16 protein-coding genes and 2 pseudogenes are annotated in these 20318 nt (G+C 68.4%); 3 read left to right on the top strand and 15 right to left on the bottom strand.

Translation table 11 applies throughout. The features are described 5' to 3' along the window. Nucleotides 1–117: 117 nt before the first annotated feature. A pseudogene (locus tag AC068Z_RS41960) lies at nucleotides 118–698 on the bottom strand (transposase); the annotation flags it as partial. 615 nt (nucleotides 699–1313) lie between these two features. Here AC068Z_RS41960 and AC068Z_RS41955 point away from each other — a divergent pair. The 3 genes from AC068Z_RS41955 to AC068Z_RS41945 all read left to right on the top strand — a co-directional run bounded on the left by AC068Z_RS41955 (nucleotide 1314) and on the right by AC068Z_RS41945 (nucleotide 4896). After that, the gene (locus AC068Z_RS41955; RefSeq protein WP_478568965.1) at nucleotides 1314–3380 is read left to right on the top strand and encodes a hypothetical protein; all 2067 of its coding nucleotides are present in this window, start codon (nucleotides 1314–1316) and stop codon (nucleotides 3378–3380) included. A 711-nt stretch (nucleotides 3381–4091) separates the two neighbouring features. Next, complete coding sequence (locus AC068Z_RS41950; protein ID WP_478568962.1) at nucleotides 4092–4574, top strand: hypothetical protein; 483 nt, start codon at nucleotides 4092–4094, stop codon at nucleotides 4572–4574. Beyond that, nucleotides 4561–4896 carry a hypothetical protein gene (locus AC068Z_RS41945; RefSeq protein ID WP_478568959.1) on the top strand — a complete coding sequence of 112 codons (336 nt, stop codon included), beginning with the start codon at nucleotides 4561–4563 and terminating at the stop codon, nucleotides 4894–4896. Before AC068Z_RS41950 ends, AC068Z_RS41945 begins: the two co-directional genes overlap by 14 nt. Here AC068Z_RS41945 and AC068Z_RS41940 read toward each other — a convergent pair. From AC068Z_RS41940 to AC068Z_RS41875, 14 genes and pseudogenes are all read right to left on the bottom strand, one after another. Then, nucleotides 4864–6465, bottom strand: coding sequence for an ISL3 family transposase (locus AC068Z_RS41940; RefSeq protein ID WP_478568956.1), 1602 nt, complete (start codon nucleotides 6463–6465; stop codon nucleotides 4864–4866). The two genes, AC068Z_RS41945 and AC068Z_RS41940, sit on opposite strands and share 33 nt — an antisense overlap. 1533 nt (nucleotides 6466–7998) lie before the next feature. Beyond that, a pseudogene (locus tag AC068Z_RS41935) lies at nucleotides 7999–8698 on the bottom strand (DUF2637 domain-containing protein); the annotation flags it as partial. Nucleotides 8699–8801: 103 nt separating this feature from the next. After that, nucleotides 8802–12266, bottom strand: coding sequence for a LysM peptidoglycan-binding domain-containing protein (locus AC068Z_RS41930; protein ID WP_478568953.1), 3465 nt, complete (start codon nucleotides 12264–12266; stop codon nucleotides 8802–8804). After that, nucleotides 12266–12718: a TadE/TadG family type IV pilus assembly protein gene (locus AC068Z_RS41925; protein ID WP_478568950.1), complete on the bottom strand. Its 453-nt coding sequence runs from the start codon at nucleotides 12716–12718 to the stop codon at nucleotides 12266–12268. The genes AC068Z_RS41930 and AC068Z_RS41925 overlap by 1 nt, the downstream gene beginning before the upstream one ends. Further along, nucleotides 12715–13179 (bottom strand): TadE/TadG family type IV pilus assembly protein, encoded by a 465-nt coding sequence (locus tag AC068Z_RS41920; protein WP_478568948.1) that lies wholly within the window; start codon nucleotides 13177–13179, stop codon nucleotides 12715–12717. Before AC068Z_RS41920 ends, AC068Z_RS41925 begins: the two co-directional genes overlap by 4 nt. Further along, nucleotides 13176–13601 (bottom strand): TadE/TadG family type IV pilus assembly protein, encoded by a 426-nt coding sequence (locus tag AC068Z_RS41915; protein WP_478568945.1) that lies wholly within the window; start codon nucleotides 13599–13601, stop codon nucleotides 13176–13178. Before AC068Z_RS41915 ends, AC068Z_RS41920 begins: the two co-directional genes overlap by 4 nt. Next, complete coding sequence (locus AC068Z_RS41910) at nucleotides 13601–13921, bottom strand: hypothetical protein (protein ID WP_478568942.1); 321 nt, start codon at nucleotides 13919–13921, stop codon at nucleotides 13601–13603. Before AC068Z_RS41910 ends, AC068Z_RS41915 begins: the two co-directional genes overlap by 1 nt. Nucleotides 13922–13961: 40 nt before the next feature. Continuing rightward, nucleotides 13962–14846 carry a type II secretion system F family protein gene (locus AC068Z_RS41905; protein ID WP_478568939.1) on the bottom strand — a complete coding sequence of 295 codons (885 nt, stop codon included), beginning with the start codon at nucleotides 14844–14846 and terminating at the stop codon, nucleotides 13962–13964. Beyond that, nucleotides 14843–15793: a type II secretion system F family protein gene (locus AC068Z_RS41900; protein ID WP_478568936.1), complete on the bottom strand. Its 951-nt coding sequence runs from the start codon at nucleotides 15791–15793 to the stop codon at nucleotides 14843–14845. Before AC068Z_RS41900 ends, AC068Z_RS41905 begins: the two co-directional genes overlap by 4 nt. After that, the gene (locus AC068Z_RS41895) at nucleotides 15790–17277 is read right to left on the bottom strand and encodes a CpaF family protein (RefSeq protein WP_478568933.1); all 1488 of its coding nucleotides are present in this window, start codon (nucleotides 17275–17277) and stop codon (nucleotides 15790–15792) included. The genes AC068Z_RS41900 and AC068Z_RS41895 overlap by 4 nt, the downstream gene beginning before the upstream one ends. Continuing rightward, nucleotides 17267–18094: a CpaE/TadZ family protein gene (locus AC068Z_RS41890; RefSeq protein WP_478568930.1), complete on the bottom strand. Its 828-nt coding sequence runs from the start codon at nucleotides 18092–18094 to the stop codon at nucleotides 17267–17269. Before AC068Z_RS41890 ends, AC068Z_RS41895 begins: the two co-directional genes overlap by 11 nt. Continuing rightward, the gene (locus AC068Z_RS41885; protein WP_478568927.1) at nucleotides 18094–18684 is read right to left on the bottom strand and encodes an SAF domain-containing protein; all 591 of its coding nucleotides are present in this window, start codon (nucleotides 18682–18684) and stop codon (nucleotides 18094–18096) included. The genes AC068Z_RS41890 and AC068Z_RS41885 overlap by 1 nt, the downstream gene beginning before the upstream one ends. Nucleotides 18685–18816: 132 nt before the next feature. Then, on the bottom strand, nucleotides 18817–19380 hold the full coding sequence (locus AC068Z_RS41880) for an ATP/GTP-binding protein (protein ID WP_478568924.1): 564 nt from the start codon (nucleotides 19378–19380) through the stop codon (nucleotides 18817–18819). 290 nt (nucleotides 19381–19670) lie between these two features. After that, nucleotides 19671–20273: a hypothetical protein gene (locus AC068Z_RS41875; RefSeq protein WP_478568921.1), complete on the bottom strand. Its 603-nt coding sequence runs from the start codon at nucleotides 20271–20273 to the stop codon at nucleotides 19671–19673. Between the last annotated feature and the right edge of the window lie 45 nt (nucleotides 20274–20318).

The following is a 20318-nucleotide window of genomic DNA, read 5'->3' as shown; positions in this document are numbered from 1 at the left end:
ATGCGCTGCGTGCTGTAGGCCATGGCTACGGCCTTCTCCGCGGGTGCCAGGTGGGCGAGCACGGCAAGGATGCGGGAGTTCTCGACCTCCCCGAGCAGTATGTCGTCCTCGGGGCGCCGGTGATCGGTGATCAGATCTCGCAGTGACGAGGATGTCCGCGTCGCCCGGCCGCCACTGCCCGACGTGCACAAGCCGGGTGACCACCTCGCGCAGCTGGGTGGCGGTCACCGCGGTGGCGTCGTCGGCCGACCCGAGCCGAACCGCGTCCACCACGGCCGTCCAGGACGTGCGTCCCGTCTCTAGCGCGGCGACAAGGAGTAGGGCCAGCCGGGGATGAACTGATCCGCGCTGCGGCCCCGCCCGTAGACGTGGCAGAACAGCAACTCCGGGCTGGTCGGGGCATCGGGACGCAGCCAGTTGCTCACATCCACCGCGAGCACGATCCGCCCGTCGGCGGCGCGCGGCAGCGGCGTGGAGGCCAGCAGTCTGCGCAGGCGGCGCGGCTCCAGCCAGCCGTGGTTGACCGCGTCGTACATCGCCCCGTGCCCCCGCCGGTGCTCGGCCGTGAGCGTCAGCTCGACCAGCGACGTCACCGGGCCGTCCGAGCACAGCACCGCGTCGGTGAGCTCGAAGAGCGCATCCGCCCGAGTGTAAAGGCAGTCGTAGAACTCGACACGAAAGTGGGACAGGACGCCCAACGCGGCGTCAGCGGGCTGTTCAGCGGCGAGACTCTTCACCAGCGGCCGTTCCTTCACGCGACGTTGCTCGACACCTCGAAGCGTGAAGAACGGCCGTCCTGCTGTCCCGAGAACGAACCAAGATCAGCGGGCCAGGTGAACGGCCGAGGTTAAACGCCAAGCTGACACTATGTCACTCCGCGGTAAGGTCGGCTGGTCAGGATGCCCCGCCCAGGTTGCCGAGTCGCAACGCCTTGGCCTTGAAGCCACTCGGTCGGGTGCCCGGGTGCCGCACCAGCGCGGTGCACACCTCGTACCGTTGTCGGCGTACTTACTTCTCTGGCCCTGGCAAGATTTCCGTGACGCCTGGCTGTGCCACCGTGCGCCGGTGACGCTCCGTCACCGGTAGCGGCATGGTCGACGAGTGCGACGACCTCGTACGAACTGTGTCTCCAGAGGAATGCCTCCGGTCTCTGGGGCGTGCCGGGCTAGCTCGGTGAGCGGGTCCCAGTTCTCATTCTGGGGTTTTCCCAGTATTGAGGGCCACGGTTAGAGCATTATCAGCGCATGCCGGATGGGGGAGGGCGGCGTGATCGCCGTCAGCGTTTAAGTGTCGCAGTGCTCACGTTCTGTACGGTGCTGGCGACCGTATGGGGCCTGGTGGTGGGGGTGAGCGCACGGCTTTCGATGCCTGACCTGGCCGCGGTTATTGGCGTGCCCGTCGGGTTCCTCGGACTTGTGCTGGCCGTATTGTCGCGCGGATCGACCGAGCCCGTGGAACAGTTGGTCGAGAACCTGGTGCCTGTATCTAAGGAGAGGTGGGCGCATCAGCGAGGCCAGTTGCTTGGCGGTAAGCTTCGAGCTCACCGCCCGATTAACCTCCGCTTCTCTGTTATTGATGCCCCACACCGAGTCCAGGCAGGTCCTAGCCAGGACGGTGAGATGGCAGGCATCGCCGCCTTCTACCGCGCTCGGCAGCCGCGCAGGCTGGTCATCACTGGCCTGCCCGGCGCCGGCAAGACCTTCATGGCCATCGACCTTGTCCTGGGCCTGCTGCGGGAGCGCGCTGCCGAGGATCCGGTGCCGATTCGGCTGACCCTCACTGACTGGGACACCGGCATCGACTTCAAGATGTGGCTGGCTAAACGCATCGCTGCCGAGTACGGCGTTTCCCTGCGCAGCGCTCGAGTGCTCGTTGCCCAGGACCGGATCATGCCGGTTCTGGACGGGCTCGATGAAATGGACGCAGGTGGCGACCCTCGTGCGGCCACGCTGCGCGCGGTGGCCGTGATCGACGCTCTCAACGCCCACGTCGACGGCGCACCCGCCGTTCTCACATGCCGTTCCTCTCGCTACAGCGCGCTGGTCGACTCCGGCCACCGCGTGATCGAGGCCACCCAGCTCCGGATCTCCCCAGTCACCGCTGGCCAGGCACGCACCTACCTGGAGCGAGATACTGCATCTCCCGATCGCTGTGCGTTCCTCCTGGACGCCATAGGGCAGATTGACGATGCTGCACCAGTGGTGTGGCTGTCCACACCATGGCGGTTGACCATGGTCGCCACCGTGCTCGCCGGTGGCAGAGACCCTTTGGAGCTCATCAGCCATGCCCGGCGTGGCACGGTCAATGAACATCTCCTTGGCCTCTATGTGCCGACGGCGGTGGACATGCACCCCTTCGACACGCGTGGCCGATACGGCCACCGTGATGCCGAGCGATGGCTTGGCGAATTGGCTCGGTACCTGCGCGACACCGGAAGGCAGTCGATCGTGCTCCACGAGCTGTGGGGCCTAGGGACGAGGCGGTCCGCCCAAGCGATCGCCGCAGTAGTGGGAACGATATTAGGGGCGTTGATGTTGGCGCCCAGCGTCTACGTCAACACACAGGCCGCCGACCCCTGGTTGACTGGGTCTCCCCTGTGGAATGTGCTCCTTAGCATCGGCGAAGGCACGTTGCTGGGAGCCTTCGTTGCTCTTGACGTGGCCGGGCCCCGTACTCTGCGCTTCGATCGCGTGGAGCGACACTCGGAGACCGTTGCCGAATTTAGTGCCACCCTTCGTGATTTCCTACAGGCACTGGCCTGGAGCATCGCTGCAGTGGGCGCCGCCATCCTAGTCCTGCATACTTGGCCAGACTTATATGACGCCGTGCGCCGAGCGGCCACCGACGAATCGCCACCGTTTTGGCCGGACGGGCTCTCCTTGGTGATTGCCGGTACGCTCATGATCTTGTCGGCAACGACGCTCATTCCGCGGTTCGCCAACACAATCGTGAGTGCCTGGGCCGTCGTGACCGACAGGCGGCTGCAACTCACCACTGCACACTCCCCTTCCTCAGTCCTTGGCGGCCCCCATGCACCGCTGCGCCGCGCTCTGCTGGCAGGGGTACCAGCCGGGTTTGCGTTGATCGCGCTCTACACGCTCCACGCCGGGCTCAGCCTTCACGGCTGGCCTGGCATCGTGACAGTGATGTTGACGTTGCTGTGCTACGTAGTCCTTGCGGAACCTGCTCGGTGGCTTGCTTGGTTTGTGGCCTTTCGCATCTGGACCCGTGGCCGGCTTCCCTGGCGAACCGGTGCATTTCTTGACTGGGCTTATGAAGCGGGCGTGCTGCGCATCTCGGGACCTGCCTACGAGTTCCGTCACCGCGAACTCCAGGAGTGGCTGATGACGCGACTGGCCCTCTCAGCATCCGCGGACTAGAGGGCGTCTGATAAGCTTTTTAGAGGTCGTTTTTTCCGAATCTGTTGTGTGGATTCCGCTGGTCAGGCGTGGGTTCGCAGGTGTTGCGGAAGTCTCGGTTCGTTGTTGGCCGAGATGTTGTGTGGGTGGCGGATGCCGTCGATGGGGGCGGTGTTGGAAGCCCGGCGGAAGGCCGCCGTGGTGCGGGTGGAGGACTCGAAGCCGAACTGGACTTAGCGGACGCGGAAGAGGTCCTCAGACGCCGGGTGATCGGTCTCGAGCAGTATCTGGAGGCGCTGGCCGAGGGCCCGGGCCAAGAACGACGAGGGTGGCAACCAAGCAGGCCAACGCCGCCCTGCACCGCCTCGTGTTCACCCGGCTGCGCTTCGAATCCCCGCAACCAGGGTCAATACGAACGCCGCACCCAGGAGGGCGAGACCCGCCGTGAGGTCATCCGATGCCTCAAGCGATATGCCGCCCGAGAGGTCTTCGACATGGAGAACGGCAACGGAGCAAGGCATCACCAGCTCACTACAGAAGAGCCGCACCCAACACCGAACGCGCGTTTTCCCTCATTGACATCAAGCAGGAGACGGACCCACCGACACGACGGGCAGGAACCGTGCCTGAAGGGCTGCTTGCGGTTGTAGTAGCTCGGGGCGAAGCAATCCGTCAGCTGCTGTGGCCGGAGATTTGGTCGATTGCGGGGATCCCTAGGAAGAGGGGGGAGTCGTGGCGTTTCTTTCGGGCATCAAGTTGCGTGATCTTCTCTTCCGCAGCCGCGAGGCTGACGCGGAGACCGTCGGCTTCGCCGAGCCAGCCTTCGCGTTCGGCTTCGGCAATCCGGTCGCGCAGGTTGTTCCGGATCTCTTCGAGACGAGGCCGTTCAGCCGGGTTCACAATGAGTACGGGACAGCGCACGCTTGCGTTCGTTGCTCGCTTCTCCGGCCGGACCCGGCCCAGCGCGGCCGGTTGGAGGAGATCCGCGACACTCTCGTCGCCCGCATCGCCGAGGCCGAGTGCGAGGGCTGGCTCGGGGAGGTCGAAGGGCTCAGGATCAGCCTGGCCGGCGCCGAAGACAAGCTCGTTCACATGGACCGACGAGCTTCCGGCGGTACGGCGATCGACCTCGGCATGCCACGCATAGCCCCAGCTCAAATTACACAGGTGGAGGGAACGGCTTCGCTGACACAATCACTGGATGACCAGCAATGACATCCGGTTCGACTGTCAGCACCGTGGCGACGGCGGCCCGTTCGTGATCGTCCCCCGCATCGACGGAACACCACTCACCGAGCTGATCGACGGGTTCGAGATCGCTGCCGGGATGCAGCCCGCAGGCGACGCCTACGGCGGTCTGATTCCGGAGTTCTTCTGGTTCGGCCCGATGCAGGATCACTTCCTCGGACGGTCCACCAATGTCGGCGTCGTGCGAAAAGTGGTTCTGGATCACTTTCCGTGCCGGGGCCACGGAGGGTCACCACGCCCGCGATCATGGACGGCCTCACGCCGCGAGGAGAACTCGCTTGCGGAGTAGGTCGAAGTTGGCGCGGCCGAACATCTGTCGCTTGAGCATCTTGATCTTGTTGTTGTGGCCTTCGACTGCGCCGGAGCTGTAGGGCAGGCTGAGTCCGGCGACGACGGCGTCGAGATCCTGGCCGAGGCCGGTGACGAAGGTGTGCAGGGCGGGCAAGGCATCAGCCTGGACGCGGTCGATCCATTGGTCCAGCTGCTGTCCTTGGCGGTTGTTCATCAACTCGGCGAAGGAACGTACGTGTTCGGCGGTGCGGTCGAGTTGAGGGCAGCGGGCGAGGATCGTCTTGAGTCGCTGAGCCTGGTCGTCGTCGAGGCGGTCGGGGCGGCGGGTGATCCAGCTGGTCACGTCTCGCACGGAAGGGTGCTTGCGGGGCGGATCGTCGTGCGGGAACGCTTCACGGAGCTGCTGCACGTATCTCTTCACGACGCTCTCGCCGCCGGGGTAGCCGCGCTGGCGCAGCTCCTCGAACAGGCGGCGGGCGACGGTGCAGCCCTCGGCCCACCGCTGATGCAGATAGGGCTTGTAGGGATCGAGGATGCTGCTGCGGCCGGTCCACTGTCCCACCAGCAGTTCGTCCGCGGTGGCCGCGCGGGCCAGGCGGCGCACGGTGTTGCGGGCGAGGCCGAGCCGACGGGCGATCGGCCGTAGCCCGAGTCCTTCGTCGAGCAGGGTGTGGACGGCTGCGTGCTGTTCGCGCACCCGGTCCGACAGGCGGCCGGAGTGTCGCGGTTCGCCCGATGGACGCCGTGCGAGCTCCGTGGTGTTCATGGGTGTGTTGAGGCGGACTGGGCTGGTCTCTTCTGGCTCGCGCAGCAGGGCACGGTGCTGGGTGACCGTCTTCTCGACGGCCTCGACGAGGTTTTTCCAGATGTGCCACCGGTCCGCGACGTGGACCGCCTCAGGGGCGCCGAGTCGTCCGGCCTCGGCGTATGCGGTAAAGCGGTCACGGCAGATCACCTCGACGCCGGGGTGGTCGGAGAGCCAGGCGGACACCGTGGCCGTGGTGCGGTCAGGCAGCAGATCAACCGGACGACGCGTGTCGATGTCCACCAGGATCGTGCCGTAGTTGTGTCCCTTGCGCAGGGCGAACTCATCCACTCCCAGCACCCGTGGCGTGTGCACTTCAGGCTCCGGCAGGCGGCGTATCAGCCGCAGCAGTGTCGACCGGCTCGCCCGGACCGCGAGTGTGTCCGCCAGGCGGGCGCTGGCCCGGCCCGCCAGCATCACGGCCACCTGTTGCAGCACCGTCTGCAGCCCGGTGCTTCGCCTCCCGTGCCGGAAGGTCAGACCCTCGACCTGCTCCGCGAACGTGGCCTGCCTGCAGCCGCGGTCGCGGCAGCGGAACCTCCGGACCTGTAACTCGATCACCACGGGACGCCCGGCGACCGCGGTGTCGGCGAGGCGGCGTACGTATCGGCTGTGTACCCGGCCCGACATCGTCCCGCAGGCATGACACGCGGCCTGGTCCGCCGATGCACGGGCCCGCACGAGTACCAACTCGCCATCGAGCACTGCCTTTTCGATCACAACGCCTTCGGCCTGGCGGAACCACAGGTCCTGGAGGAACACATCACCCACGGCCGTCCATGATCGCGGGCGTGGTGACCCTCCGTGGCCCCGGCACGGAAAGTGATCCAGAACCACGATTCACGCGTCGCCGACACTTCCTCATGTCGTGGCCCCTGGGTCGCCCTCGCCTCGGATCTGCCCTTTGCCTTCCGCACTGACTCGGTCAGGGGCGCCATGAGGCCCAGAACTCGGCCCGGCTGCTGTCAGTCCATGTCGGCGCTGGCGCACCGTCGATCAGGACATGGAGGAGCCGTCCGGACTTTCGGGTGGCTCTCCGGCACGCGATTCGAGAACCTTCCGGACGACATCACGGTGCCAACGTCAGTAGGGCCGGTTACCGCCGTCCGCCGGCGTGGTGACGGAGGAATGCCTGCCAGCGCCGCTCGAAATCGGCGGCCTGGTCGGCGAGGTAGTCGGTGTTGAGGGGTTTGTTGTATTGCGCGGTGATTCCCTGGGCTGCGCACTCCTGGGCAACGGCATCGAGCGACGGTGCATCGCTGCGCACTCGTTGTTCGGCCCAGATGCTGTACACGCGAAAGGGCAGGAGGTAGCGGCGCAGGGTGGCTGGGCTGACCGGTCTGTTGCTGCGGCCGCGTAATCCCTTGCTGGCCAGATAGGTGGAGAGTTCCTCGGCTTCCCGGGTCGAGGATTGCGGGCGGTCTCCGTTGTGTGTCTGGTACTCCATCCATGCCAGGTAGTAGTGGTCGACGGTGGTGAGGCCGGCGGGCCCGTCGGGTGATACCTCGTCGATGGCGGCTTTCACTCGCGGGGTGTGCTGCTCGTCGGCGGCCTGCGTGCCGGCGCCGGTGGTAGCTGCCTTGCGCTTCCCTTCCGGCATGGGTTGTGCAGCGGCACCCTCACTGGGAGCGGCGCGAGGTCGTGGCGACGGCTGGCCACCGGTCTCGTTCAAGGCCGGCTGGTGGCTGCCGTTTTCGTGCTCCTGGAAGCTCGCGACGAATGCTGCCAGATCATTGCCGGTGGGGGGACGGCTGCCGACTGCGGTGACGGAGTCTCGTTGGTTGATGTACTCGGCCAGGGCGGCTGGATCCGGGTACGCGCAGTGCTGCTGATGTGTACGCCAGGCACTGTGGAGGTAGTCGTACCACCGCCCGGCCGGTTCGGGTTCTTCGGTGACGGCGGACTCCTGTGGATCAGGCCCGTGGCGCGCCTGGAGGGCGTGGAGGAGCGGCTGCACGTGGCCCTCAAAGTCCGGGTCACTGGTTCCCGTCCAGATGCCGTGGGTGTCGCGGAGCCAGTGGGCCCACTGCGCCGGGGTCGGCTCAGCCTGGAAGCGGGTGAGGAAAGCCTGGTATGCCTCAGCGAAGCGCTCAGCGGCTTGTGCGGTCGGCTCGTGAGGATTGTGCGTCCGCTCGGTCCTCTCAGTCGGAGTGGGGAAGGGGGCTGGGACTGCTTCCGCTCCTGTGGTTTTCAGCTCGGCCGCTGGCTGCTTGTGCTGCGCCGCGGTGTCGAGTGCGGAGCCTTGCGGCGGTGCGGGGGCGGGGAGGCGTTCGACGTTCTGGCTCGGCGGTTCCTTGATACCAGTCGCGGCGAGGCCAGCAGGCGCGGTCTCCGTTAGGGGGACGCCGTACTTGGCCAGGCGCAGCGGCATCAGGGACTCCACCGGGGCCTTGCGGCGCCAGGACCGGCCGTAGCGGGAGCGCAGGCGGGCCTGGTAGACCAGGCGTTCCTGCTCCAGCTTGATGACCTGCTCGTAGGAGCGCAGCTCCCACAGCTTCATCCGGCGCCACAGCAGGAGCGTCGGCACCGGGCTCAGCAGCCAGCGGGTGAGGCGGACGCCCTCCATGTGCTTGTCCGCCGTGATGTCCGCGATACGGCCGATCGCGTGCCGGGCGGCTTCCACCGCCACCACGAACAGGACCGGGATCACCGCGTGCATGGCGACGCCCAGCGGGTCCGGCCAGGTGGCCGCGCCGTTGAAGGCGATGGTCGCCGCGGTGAGCAGCCATGCCGTCTGGCGCAGCAGGGGGAGGGGGATTGTGATCCAGGTCAGGAGCAGGTCCAGGGCGAGCAGGACGCAGATCCCTGCGTCGACGCCGATCGGGAAGACGTAACTGAAGTCCCCGAAGCCCTTTTTGATGGCCAGCTCGCGGACTGCCGCGTAGGAACCGGCGAAGCCGATACCGGCGATGATCACCGTGCCGAGCGCCACCACGCCGATGAGAACGCGGTGTGCTCGGGTCAGATGGGGTATCTCGCTCGTCCTCGCAGTCACGTTCCGCCCCCTGTGTGTCCCGCAACTGATCTGCTCTCCACGTCTGCAGCGTGACTGTCGTCAGCGCTGGTGCTCGTGCAGATTGCTCGGACGGTTCTCGTGATCATGCTGAGTGGGTGGTACCGAGGAGCTGGTGGATCAGTTGCTCGGTCTCGGGTTCAAGGGAGCAGTCGAGTGCCCGATTGACCTGCTGCACGCGACTGATCGCGGCATGCAGGCCGGCCCGATTCCCGGCTGCTTGTTCGATGCGCATCCAGTCCCGGTAAAGCAACTCGGAGGTTTCGTCAACGTCGTGACCGGTTGCGACGGCCTGGCGGGCTGCCATGAGGTCGTGGTGCGGGCCCGGCTCGCTCCGGTAGGTGGCTACGGTGTGGGCGACATCGATGATCCGGGTGATCATTTCTTGAGCGGAGGGCTCAGCCCAGGGCAGCGGCCGGCCGCCGAACGGTTTGCCCCGGACCAGAGCCAGTGCCTTCTCCAAGTCGGTCAAGCCGGACGTGCCCAGCGGCAGCGCGCGTTCGACGAGTTGGAGAAAACGGGTCCAATCGCAGCGCACGCCGGGAGCGAGCCGGTAGGGGTCCTCGCCGGCCTTGCGGCGCGGGACGTAGGGGTTGCCGACCGGGTCGCTGCCCAGGGAGCTACGCAGGCCCCGCATGCGGGCGTTGAGGGTGTTGGTCGACCACTGGCTGAGGGGATCCATGTCGGCGCACAGCACGTCCGCGCTGCGGCCGGGCCGGAAGTACAACAAGGCGGCCAGCTGGGCCATCCTGGGGCCGTGGCCGGTGCTCTCCACGCCCGTCACCTCCACCGGCCCCAGCACCCGGATCTCCGGGGCGTGTAGGTCCTGCGCCGCGCATTCTTCCCCCTCGCGCACCGCGGGCTCCTTGAGGGCGGCTCCCGGGGCCTGAGCTTTCCCGGCTTTCGCTGTGTCGGTGGAGTCCGCAGCGTCGGGGGATGCCGGGCCCGCAGACACTGCTGTTTTGGTGCCCGGTTCAGTTGCGTCGCGGGCTGGGGTCGGCGATGCGGTGGGGGAGGAGAGAGGGAGCCCGGAGGGATCGGCGGTGGCGGCGAGCAGGGCCGGGAACACCTCGCTGCCCATGTCCGTTGCCGCCGCTGGTGACGGGAGCGGGGCAGCAGTGATTGCGGGCGCCGACTCCCCCGGCGGTGCCTGTTCGGGCTGCTGCGCGCTGTCGAGTTCGTCCGGGACATCTTCCCAAGGGCCTTCGGCTGGATGGGACGGCTGCCCGGACACCTTCAGTGCGGTGGTGATCTGTTGGTAGGCGGCGTGTTCCAGGCGCTGCACGGTGATGTCGGTGCCGGTGTAGTCGAGGGGCTGCGGCGTGCTGAGGGAGGCATTGAGGATCTCCGCTTCAGGGAATCGGGCGGCCGCTGTGCTCGCGGGGGCGATCAGTGTGACGGGGACCTCGCCCGCCCGGGAGATGACGTCGGCGAACTGCCAGGCGGTGTCCTCGTCCAGGACGGTTGCGCACAGCATCAGATACGGCTCATGCTGCGTGTTGGTCATCTGGTGTGCTTCCAGCAGGCGTTCGCTCAGGTCGCGCAGCGCGTGCGTGGGCTGGCGCATGTGGGCGATCCGCGCGGTGGGCAGCAGTTGCGGCAGGTCTTCGCCGAATCCGATCGTCACGACCTCGACTTCACTGGCCCACGGGCTCATCCCGAGTTCCAGGGCGAGCGAGGTGCACACCTCGGTGATGTGGACCGGGTTGCCGTCCAGCAGCAGTGCGGGCAAGTGCGCGAGGTTGAGCAGCACAAGCTCACCAGCGTCGGTGCTGCCGACCGTGACCAGCGCTGGGTAGGGCGCCGGCACCTCGCGGGCGGCCTCGTCGTCCAGGAGGACTGCGTCCGGGGCCAGGGCCCACCAACCGCCCTTGCCGGGGACGAAGGGCGCCTGCGCTTCCTGGGTGAGATCTTCGGGCAGCACTTCCACCGCGCGGGCCCCGATCCGTGCAGCCCGCAGCGGCGGCACGAGCACGTTGTCGTCCTCCCGTGCCGTGTTATGGGCCAGGGTTCGCAGCGCCACATCCAGGCGCGCAGCGCCGCTCGGCTCGGCGGCTGCCGCCAACTGCGCCTCCGCCGGGGAGGTTTCCGCTGCGATGGCGATTTTCTCGCCGGGCTTGCGGCGGCGGCGCTGCAGCGTTCTGCGCAGGGCGAGGGCTCCGGTGATGGCGGCGGCCAGGAGCGCGCCGGCGCCGAGAACGGTACGCAGGCTCAGCGGGCTGCTGGCCGGGGCCGTTGCCGGGGTCTCGGTCGCCGTGGTGGTGGGTGAGGAGTTGGCGGAGCCGGATGACTCAGCTGACGGTGAGACGGCAGAGGGCGAGACGCTCGCGCTGGGCCGGGGCGTCGCGGAGGCCGATGCGGATGGAGAGGCCTGATCTGGTTTCCCCTCCTGGGCAGGGCGGCTCGCCGGTGTGCTGGGGGCCGAAGTCTCGGGTGCAGGTGCTGCGGTGTGGCTGGGCGGGGGCGCTTGTTCCTCGTCCGTGCGCTCGCCCGGCGACTGCTCACCGTCGGGTTTCTGGGTGGCTGGGGGAGTGGTCTCTTTGCTGCCCGACCCGTCCCCACCGTGACGGTCCTGGGGCGGTGGGGCGGGCTGGGTGCCGGGCACAGTGACCTGCTGCCCCGGGCGGATGAGGTCCGGGTCGGTGATGGCGGGCAGGCCGTCGGGCTGCGGCTTGCCCCGGCTGGCCTCGAACAGCTCAGGCCATTCGTTGCCATCGCCGAGTTCCTTCTCTGCGATCTTTGACAGGTAGTCGCCGGACTTCACTGTGACGGCGTGCTCGCCCTTCTCGCCAGCAGCAGCCGGGGAGTCTCCCCACAACTGCGTACGGATGCCTCCCGCGGCGTCGGCGGACTCGGGCATCTCCAACTGCCAGCCAGGCTGGAGAAAGCTGTTCGCGCGGAAGACCTGGCCATCCACCATGGTCCGGCCCTCGTTCAGGTCGGCGATCTCCCGCCACCGCTCGCCGTCCCCCAATTCCCGTTCGGCGATGCCCCACAGGCTCTCCGCCGGCCGCGCCTCGCGCACCGTATACGCCATCTCAGTCGGCGAGGTGCTCGCGGTGGACGCTGGGGGCTGATGGGCTTGGGTGGCTTGCGGAGCCTGCGGCGACTGGCCGGGGATGAGGGCTGCGGCCGTGGCCGGCGCTGCCTGCGCGTCGGAGGCCAGAGCCGAGCTGGTGGGCAGCAGGACCAGGATGCTGCCGATCAGAAGAGCGGCGGCTCGCTGAGAGGCACCCAGTCCGCGCGGGGCATGCCAGGTCCGGCCCCGCAGCTGTGCGATCAGCTCGCGGACGGCGCAGAACGCGAACTGCGCCCACCCGATCCAGCCCACCGCGACGAGGACGAGCAGGAACACCGCTCCCGTGTCCTGCCGGTCCAGCAGGTGCGTGAGGTCGGCGTGGGTGGAATCCCAGATGGCCGGGGTGGCCCAGGCCAGAAGCAGCGGCAGCCCAGCGACCGCGGCGGCCAGGACGGTCAAGCTCAGCACGGCCGTGAGGACGCGGGCCAGGGTGCGGCCGGCCGTCGCGGCGGGGGGGTCGGGGGTGCGCATCAGGTTCCTTCAGGAGCGGTGACGCCGTGCAGGAGGGTGGCTGTGCCATGGCCGCTCACCGACAACGAGCCGATCCCGACCACTGACAGGAACTTCGTGTCGTAGGAGCCGGTGACGTTGACGGTGAGGGTTTTGCCGTCGCCGGAAACGCTGACCGTGCCGGTGGCACCAGCGGTGGCGAGGTAGGCCTGAGCGGCGGCGGCTGCGTCCTGCGGGTCCACGACGATCGCAGTTCCGCTGATGGCCTTGGCAGGATCGATGGCCTGGCCGCCCGCCCGGGCGGCTTCGCCGGCTATGTAGTCGGCGCGTTCCACGGCACGCATTTTGCTGCCGCCGTCGACGGCTACGCCGATGATCCCGATCAGCGCCAGGACGCACACGGCGACGAACACGGTGATGCCTCCCCGGTCGTCCAGCCGTGCTCGCCGCAGGCCTGAAGGGCGGAAGATCATCCCTCACCCCGCTGCCTGTACTGGTCCACGACGGAGGTGGCGGTCGAGGTGAGGGTCTTCGCTCCGGGAACTCCGGGAAGCAGCAGATCGGAGAGATTGACCGTGCAGGTCACGGTCGCGGTGACCGTGGCTACCTGTCCCACCGGCACGTTCAGACCGCCCGTGTTGATGGTGACGCTGGTGGACGCGCAGGTGATGCCCTGGTCGTTCAGGGACTCGGCGGCTGCTGCCTGCGCGGCGCCCTGGGCGGCCCCCGCTGTGCGGTGAATGGAGGCCTCCCTCGCCGCGTCCTCAGCTGCCGCGTCGATCTTCGCCCCGGAGGTGACGATGCGTCCGCCAGCAATGGCCATGCAGATGAACATGATCAGCGCAGGGAGGACGATGGCAGCCTCGATCGCGGCGCTGCCCTCGTCGCTGCTCAGCCTGCGAGCCCATCTGGCCGTGTATCGCACGTGGTTCACTCCCCCGGTACGGTCCAGCGCTCCACCGGTCCGGACGCCGACTGGGTGACCTGCAGCCCTGGCAGGCCCGGGATCATCGACAGGGCCGCGCCGGAGACCTCAACCCGTACCCGCTGCCCGTCGCTGCTGGCGGCAACGGTGTAGCCGCGCAGGCTGTCACCCGCAGTGCGCCCCAGCACGGCCCGGGCCTGGGCCGCACCGTCGCCCGGGCTCGACTCGTAGGCGCGGGCAGCGGTGAGGCCCTCGCGGGCCGCGGTCAGGGCGATCTGCCGTGCGTAGAACCACATCGAGGCCTGGATGACGGCCACCGTGGCGAGCAGCACGAACGGGAAGACGATCGCCATCTGAATGGAGGTGTCACCTCGATCGTCGCGCCATCTTCGCCCCTGCCACCAGCCCTTCAGCCGGTCCTGAGCCGACATCACAGACCGGTGAGCTGGCCGTTGTACTTGGCGATCACGACGGCGATGGTCCCGGCGATCAGGAGGGCGCCGGTGACGGCGGCCACCCAGATGATGACGGTGGTGGTGGAGATGTCGCCGCGGTCCGGACGGCGCGTGGCCTCCTGAAGGCCTTCCTGCAGGCGCGTGGTCAGGCGGAGGACCGCACCGTTGGCGTGGGCCCAGGCACGCGCTCCTCGGCCGCCACGCCCCGGTCCGCCGGACGCGGTGCAGGAGCCGGTGCGCGGGTGCGTGGTCGCCCGGCGCACAGCACGGCGGGCGCGGGCTGCGGTGTGCCTCATGTTCCATACCTCTCTGGTGCGTTGAATGAGTTGCTGGTCTTTAGACGGTCAACATGCGGATCACCGCGGGGAAAGCCATCAGCAGCATCACCAGGACGGCCAGAAGGGCTCCCGGGGCGGTCATCTTCTCGCTGGCGCCGTTGGCCTCGGCGGCCTGATCGGCCAGCAGTTCGGCGTTGAGTGCCGCGGTGCGGGCCCGCAGTGCCTTGTAGACGGCGGCGCCGTCGGTGGCGCTGCTGCGCATGATGTCGGCGATGTCGTCCAGGACGGGCAGGTCGTACTCGTGGGCGAGCTGCATCAGCGCCTCATAGGGCGGGATTTTCTCCAGCCGGGCCCGGCGCAGAGCGCCCTGCAGATACAGGAAGGGCCAGCCAATGCCGACTTCGGCGGCCTTCTCCAAGGCCTCGGCGGGGCCGGCGTCGGCGGCCCGCTTGAGGGCGACCAGGTCGAGGTAGGCGGACAGGGCGTGCGCGAACTCCTCCCTGGCCCGCTTGGCCTGGTCCCGTACCGCGAGGTCTGGGGTGATGAACAGCAGCCCCGCGATGAGGAGTCCGGCGCCGGCGGGCACGTAGAACGGCAGCCAGATGCCCGCGATGATCCACGGGATCGTCGCGATCACCGGGCAGAGCAGGCCGAAACCGGCGAGGGCGGTCTTCTTCAGCATGAACTGGCCCTGGCCCTGCCCAAGCAGGGCCAGGTTGGTGGTGGGGATGCGGACACCGGGCAGACGCTCGAGGCGGGCCAGCAGCCAGCGGCCCCACCTCTCCTCACGGTCCAGTTCCGGCTCGGGCATGGTCAACGTGGCCGGGGCGGTGCGGGCGAGAGCTGGCCCCAAGGCGGGCTGGGGGCGCAGGAGTTCCCGCACCAGCAGTGCGAAGCCGGCGCCGACCGTGCCACCGGTCAGGACGACGGGAAGCACGTTCATGGGGTGACTCCTTGCGGCTCACGGCCGGCGGCCGGCAGGTCCGGCTCCGCGGCAGGTGCGGGCAGCCGGACGGTGCTGGAAGGGTCGGTGATCAGGAAGCGGGGGATGCGGCGGAAGGAGCCCAGCTGCCGCATCAGAGCGAGCACCCCGATGAACGCGGCGGTCAGGAAGGCCAGCACCAGCTGGCCGAGCAGCGTGGAGTAGGGCTGGGTGTAGGAGGGCACGAAGAACCCGGCCACCACGATGCCCACGGTGATGAGGGTCATCCACCGCACGGTCGTGCGCGGCTTCGCCCGGTCCGCCTCAATGGCGCGCTTCTTGGCAACCTCCTCGCGGACCGTCCCCGCCAAATCCTCCAGCGCCTGAGCCAGGCCCGGGCCGCGGTCGCTGACGGACAGGATGAGCGAGGCGACCACCTTGTCCGAGGTGACGTCGTCGAGTTCCTCAGCGAACGCGCGCAAGGCTCCGTCCGGGCGCCAGCCCAGACGCAGCCGGTCGGACAGGTTGACGATCTGCGGGGCGAGCTCGGCCGGCGCCCCCTGACGGCTGGTGATCATTGCCTGTTCCAGGCCCATGCCCAACCGGAGCAAGCCCGCCAGCCGCTGAGTCCACTCACTCAAGCCTTCCAGCTGGCCGATGCGCTCCTGCGCCATCTGCGCTGGGGCGATCAGCCACGGAACCCCGATGACAGCCGCGCCGAGCAGGGCGCCGCCCACGAAGTTCCCCGAGACCAGCCACACGGCCACGAAAACAGCGGCCGCCAAGACTGCGAGTGTCCGGCGCCGCAGCCGCACGTCCTCGCTCGGCTCCTTTCCGGCGCGCAGGACCTTCCACCGCTGCCGTAGCGGAGCCCGGCGCGGCACGGAGGTACCCACGACACCGGCCACGAAGCCGATCAGCCCGCCGATGACGGCCATGCCGCACAGCAGCCCCCCAAGCAGCGTCATCGGCGCACCTCCACCATCAAAGGCAGCGGCGCATGCCAGGCCCCCTGCAGCTGCTGTAGCAGGGAGGAGTCGAAGCCGACGCGGCGCAGGTCGTCGATGCAGCCCGGGTCCATCCTCGGCACGGCCCGCAGGTCCCCGAACTCGGTTCCGGGGGAGAACACCGTGTTCGTGGCAGGACGGCCGTTCTCGCCGATCCCGGTGAGCTCCAGGACGTGGGAGACGTAGCGATGGCGGCGGCCGCCGATCTGCGTCTCGTCCGTCATGTCGACGTACACGATGAAGTCCAGGCCGTTGGCCGTCTGCCGGTACGCCAGCTGCTCGGACAGGTTTTCCTGGGCGAGCGCGTACAGCTCGGCGATCCGGTCGAAAATGATGTCCGGGCGCCGGGCGTGGATCGTGCACAGATTGCCGCCCGAGCCGTTTGTCAACGCCTGCATCATCGCGACAACCTCCGGCCCGCGGACCTCACCGACCACGATCCGCTCCAGCGACATCCGCAGCGCGGGATGCATCAGGTCCAGCAGCGTGACCTCGCCCGCGCCGCGCCCGGTGACGTCCTTCTCGCCGTTGGACTCGCGGCCCACCAGAGAGACGACCTGGCGGTGGTAGCCGTTGGCGTGGGCGAACAGCTCATCCTCGGTCTGGATGGTCGCGAAACGGCACTCCGGATCGAACTCCTTGAGCAGCGCCCGCATCAGGGTCGTCTTCCCGGCCTTCTGCTTCCCCGCGATCATGATGTTCTTCTCGGCGCGCACGCACGCGCCGAGGAACTCGCGCAGGATCGGGTCGATCGTCCCCAGCCGCACCAGGTCGTCGAGATCGGCGTGGGAGACCCGGTGCCGGCGGATGACCGCATACGTCATCGGCCCGAGCCCGGTGATGGCCTGCAGACGGGAGCCATCCTGCAATGACAGCGCGAGGGTGGGGTTCGCAGCGGAGATCGTGCGCTCGCTGTGCCCGGAACCCCGAGCCAACTCCCTGAGCAGCTCCAATAATTCCACTTCCGACTCGGCGATCGGCCCTACCTTGCGGCGTTCGCCGTCGCCGTAGTCGAGCCACACCTCGTGCGGGCCCTGGATGATGATGTCCTCGACCCGGTCATCGTCCAGATACGGCTGGAGCCTGCCAGCCCGGAAAAGCAGGTCGTACACGGCGCGGCGCAGCGCCTCGTCCTGCTGCGGCGTCATCGCCTGAGCGTCAGACCACAATGCGACGGCCTCAGCGATCCAGTTCAGGCAGCGCTGTTCCCCGCTCTCCCGGTCCATGTCGGGCTTGGTCTTGAGCAGTTCCTCGCGCTGCCTGGCGACCTGGGACGCGATGTCGCGGGCCACCCGGTAGTCGACGGTGACCTGCGGGGCCGCGGTGCCGAGCACCTGTGGACTCGAGGCGGCACCGGAAAATGGAGGTGCGCCGTTGGTCTGCTGCGTCCACTGCTGGGGCAGCGGTGCCACCGTGGGGTCGGGGTGCAGAGGCCTAGCCTGCATAGGTCACCTCCCCGCCTGTTGCGCGCAGACCGCGTGGATCGAGGCGGGCCCGGCGCATGGCTGCCCGCTGGAGAATGGGCGTGCTGCCTGTGCGGGCGGCTTTCATCAGCGCCGACTTGGTGAAGCGGCGGGGCTGCTCGGCGCCATCGGACAGCACGCGGGCGTCGTCCGGCGCGTACGGCAGTGTGGCGATCACCGGCACCTGCAGCACGCGCTGCACCTCGCCCGCCGGATACGGGCCCTCGTCGATCAGCAGGATGCTGACGTCCCCGACGCGTTCTTCCAGCGCGCGCACTCGGCCCTCCGCTGCTTGCAGGCAGCGCAGGGTGCTGCGGACCACCACGAGCACGGCGTCAGCCTGCTCGGCCAGGACCCCGGAGGGCCCGTACGCCCCGCGGCGGCCGAGGTCGATGAGAACGTCGTGGCCGCTTTCGGCCTCGATGCCGCGGAACATCTGCGCCAGGATCTTCCACACCGAGCCCAGGCTCGCCGCCTGTGCGGGGTCAGTGATGCCGGGCAGCAGCAGCCGGTCGCGTGGCGGTTCCCGTTTGCCGTCCTCATGGCTGAGGTCGATCAGCTGGCGCCAGAAGGCGTCGCTGAACTCGCCCTTGCGGGCGGCTACGGAGAGGTTGCGCAGCCCGTACCGGTCGCCGAGCGAACCCTGCAGCAGACCGTGCAGGACGGCTCCGCCGTCCGGGTCGCACTCAGCAAGGATCATCCGTCGGCCCGGCTCCAGCGGCCAGGCCAGCAGCAGGGCGAGAGCGCTCGTGGTCACACCGGGCGCGCCGCTGCACCCGGCGAGCGCGATCACGGCCATCAGGTGCCGTCCGCAGCAGCGAGGACCAGGCGCAGGGTGCCGGCCGACACCCACGCGGCGGCACGCGGGCCGTCCGCCGCGGTGGTGGCGACGTCGACGACCACGATCCCGGTGCCGGGAGCGGCGCTGGAGGCCTTCACCACCCGCCCGTCGATGGTCTCTGGCACAGAGCTCGATGCCTCGCTGGTGTCCGCCTGGCCCTGGGCGGGCACGTGGACCAGCTGCACCTTCTGACCGGGCACAAGCGCCGTCGCGGGGATCTGCTCCGGCTTGAGGCCGATCGGCACCAGTTGCTCGCCGGCTTTCACCAGCGAGTCCTTCGTCACCTGGGCGGGGGCGAGCAGGGAGCCAGGCTTGAGTTCCACTGCGGCCCGCTTGCCCACGACCGAATCCATGTCATCGCCGCGGACCGCCTTGACGGACGGGTCCAGGGCGATGGAGGCCCTGCCCAGGTCGTTTTCGGTCAGGACCTGGCCGACCTGGACGTCGCGGACCACGGTCAGCACCTCGGTCCGGTTGCCGACCTGCAGCAACAGGACCGCGACACCAGCACCCCCGGCCGCGATCAATGCCAGCGACAAGGCGATCACGCCCGGCCGGCGCCTGCGGGCGGAAACTCGCGGGGGAGCCACCGCGCGGGCGGAAGGCCCCTGCGGCGGAACCCCGTTCGCGGCAGCTGTACGCTCCTTCGTTCTGCTCAACGCTCTGTCCTTCCGGACGCTCTACCTGACGACCTGCAGCTCGCCGATCGCCACCTGAGCCTCGGACTGCCTGAACTCCGTGAACTGCCCCGTCTCGCCCCCGCCGTCGACCGCCCAGTCCACGGTCCACGTGGCGGTTGCGGTGACGGTGAATCTGCCGCCGTCCCGGCTGCCTGACGCCTTGACGTACACATGGCCGCAGTCCGGGGATCGCGCCTTGCCCATCGACGGCTCGTACTTCATACCGGGCCCGTCGCACACCACGGCGCCGCTGCCGTCTCCCATGTCCCAGCTGATGGAAGTCACCTTTGCGGTGGCGGAGACGGTGACACCGCCTGCCGTCGCACTGGTCGTCTGGGGCCCATAGGTCGTCGGACTTTGGTCCACCCACAGCCACATCGGCATGCCGACCACGTACCGACCGGTGACGCGCGGGCTTGCGATGGCCGGGCCCGAGAGCTTCATCTTGCTCACAGCCTGCTGGGCCAGCACCACAGGATCTATCGCTGGGACGTCCGCGCCGTCTGCGGCAGTGAAGTAGCTGTAGACCGGGGTGCCGCCCTCACCGTTGCGGCATGTGCGCATGTAGACCACACCATCCGGGTCATCCTCAGTGCGGCCCCAGAACATGCTCCCCGGCGGCGGTTGGGGATTCATCCTCTCCACGGTGCACACCGGGTTGCCGCCCGAAGAGCCGCGGGAGGAGCCAGCGGGGGACGCGCCTGATCCGGGCGCTGCTGTGTCGTTGTCTGCCTCACACACCACCCACATGCCGGCCCCGCCGCAGCTCCCGTCCGCCGGAGGGCCTGCGACGGCAGGCGGCACCGTGGCCAGCGATAACGCCACGACCGTGGCCAGGCCAAGGCCGGTGCTGGTCAGCAGGCCTTTTGCTGCGGCGTGACTTTGACGATCTTCCACTGCTTCCCCCACTTCTCTGCCTCGACCTTCGTCACGTAGCGCAGGAGCCGCTCTTCGGGCATGTCCAGGCGCTTGCCGGTCTTGCTGTGGATGAACGTCCAGTCCGTGCTGTCGAGACAGTCGGACAACTTCGCGGACGGCACCTTTCCCGACTCGATGACCTCGACCGTGGTCTCGTGATCAGGCGCACCCTTCGTCACGATCCCTTTGGACCGCAGCGCAGCAAGATCGTCCTTCGTACTGGCCAGAGCTACGGCGGCGGCATACCGGTCGAAGTCGGTTCCCTGGGTGGAGCCCTTGGCGTACGCCTTGGCCTGCTCGTCCCAGAAGCGCTGATAGGCGGCGAGAACAGCCTTCTCCGCAGCTGCCTCAGGCGTGTCCGCGACGGGCGGTGACGGTGTTGGTGGTGCGTCAGTTGGCGGCTGCGCTGAGTCTGTGCTCTCGCTGCCAGAGGAGTTGCACGACGTAAGGGCGAGCAGGCTGGCCGCCACGAGCGCGGCCGTGTACGTCCAAGGACGGACATCAGTGAGCTGCAGTGCCCTGTGCTGCTTGGTTGCCACGTGGAAACCCCCTAATGACATGCGGCTAACGGGCGGTCGGACCGT

The sequence above is a fragment of the Streptomyces sp. NPDC043726 genome (genome assembly GCF_056436565.1).
The sequence above is the reverse complement of the archived record's forward strand: the minus strand, read 5'-3'. Positions and strand labels throughout refer to the sequence as shown.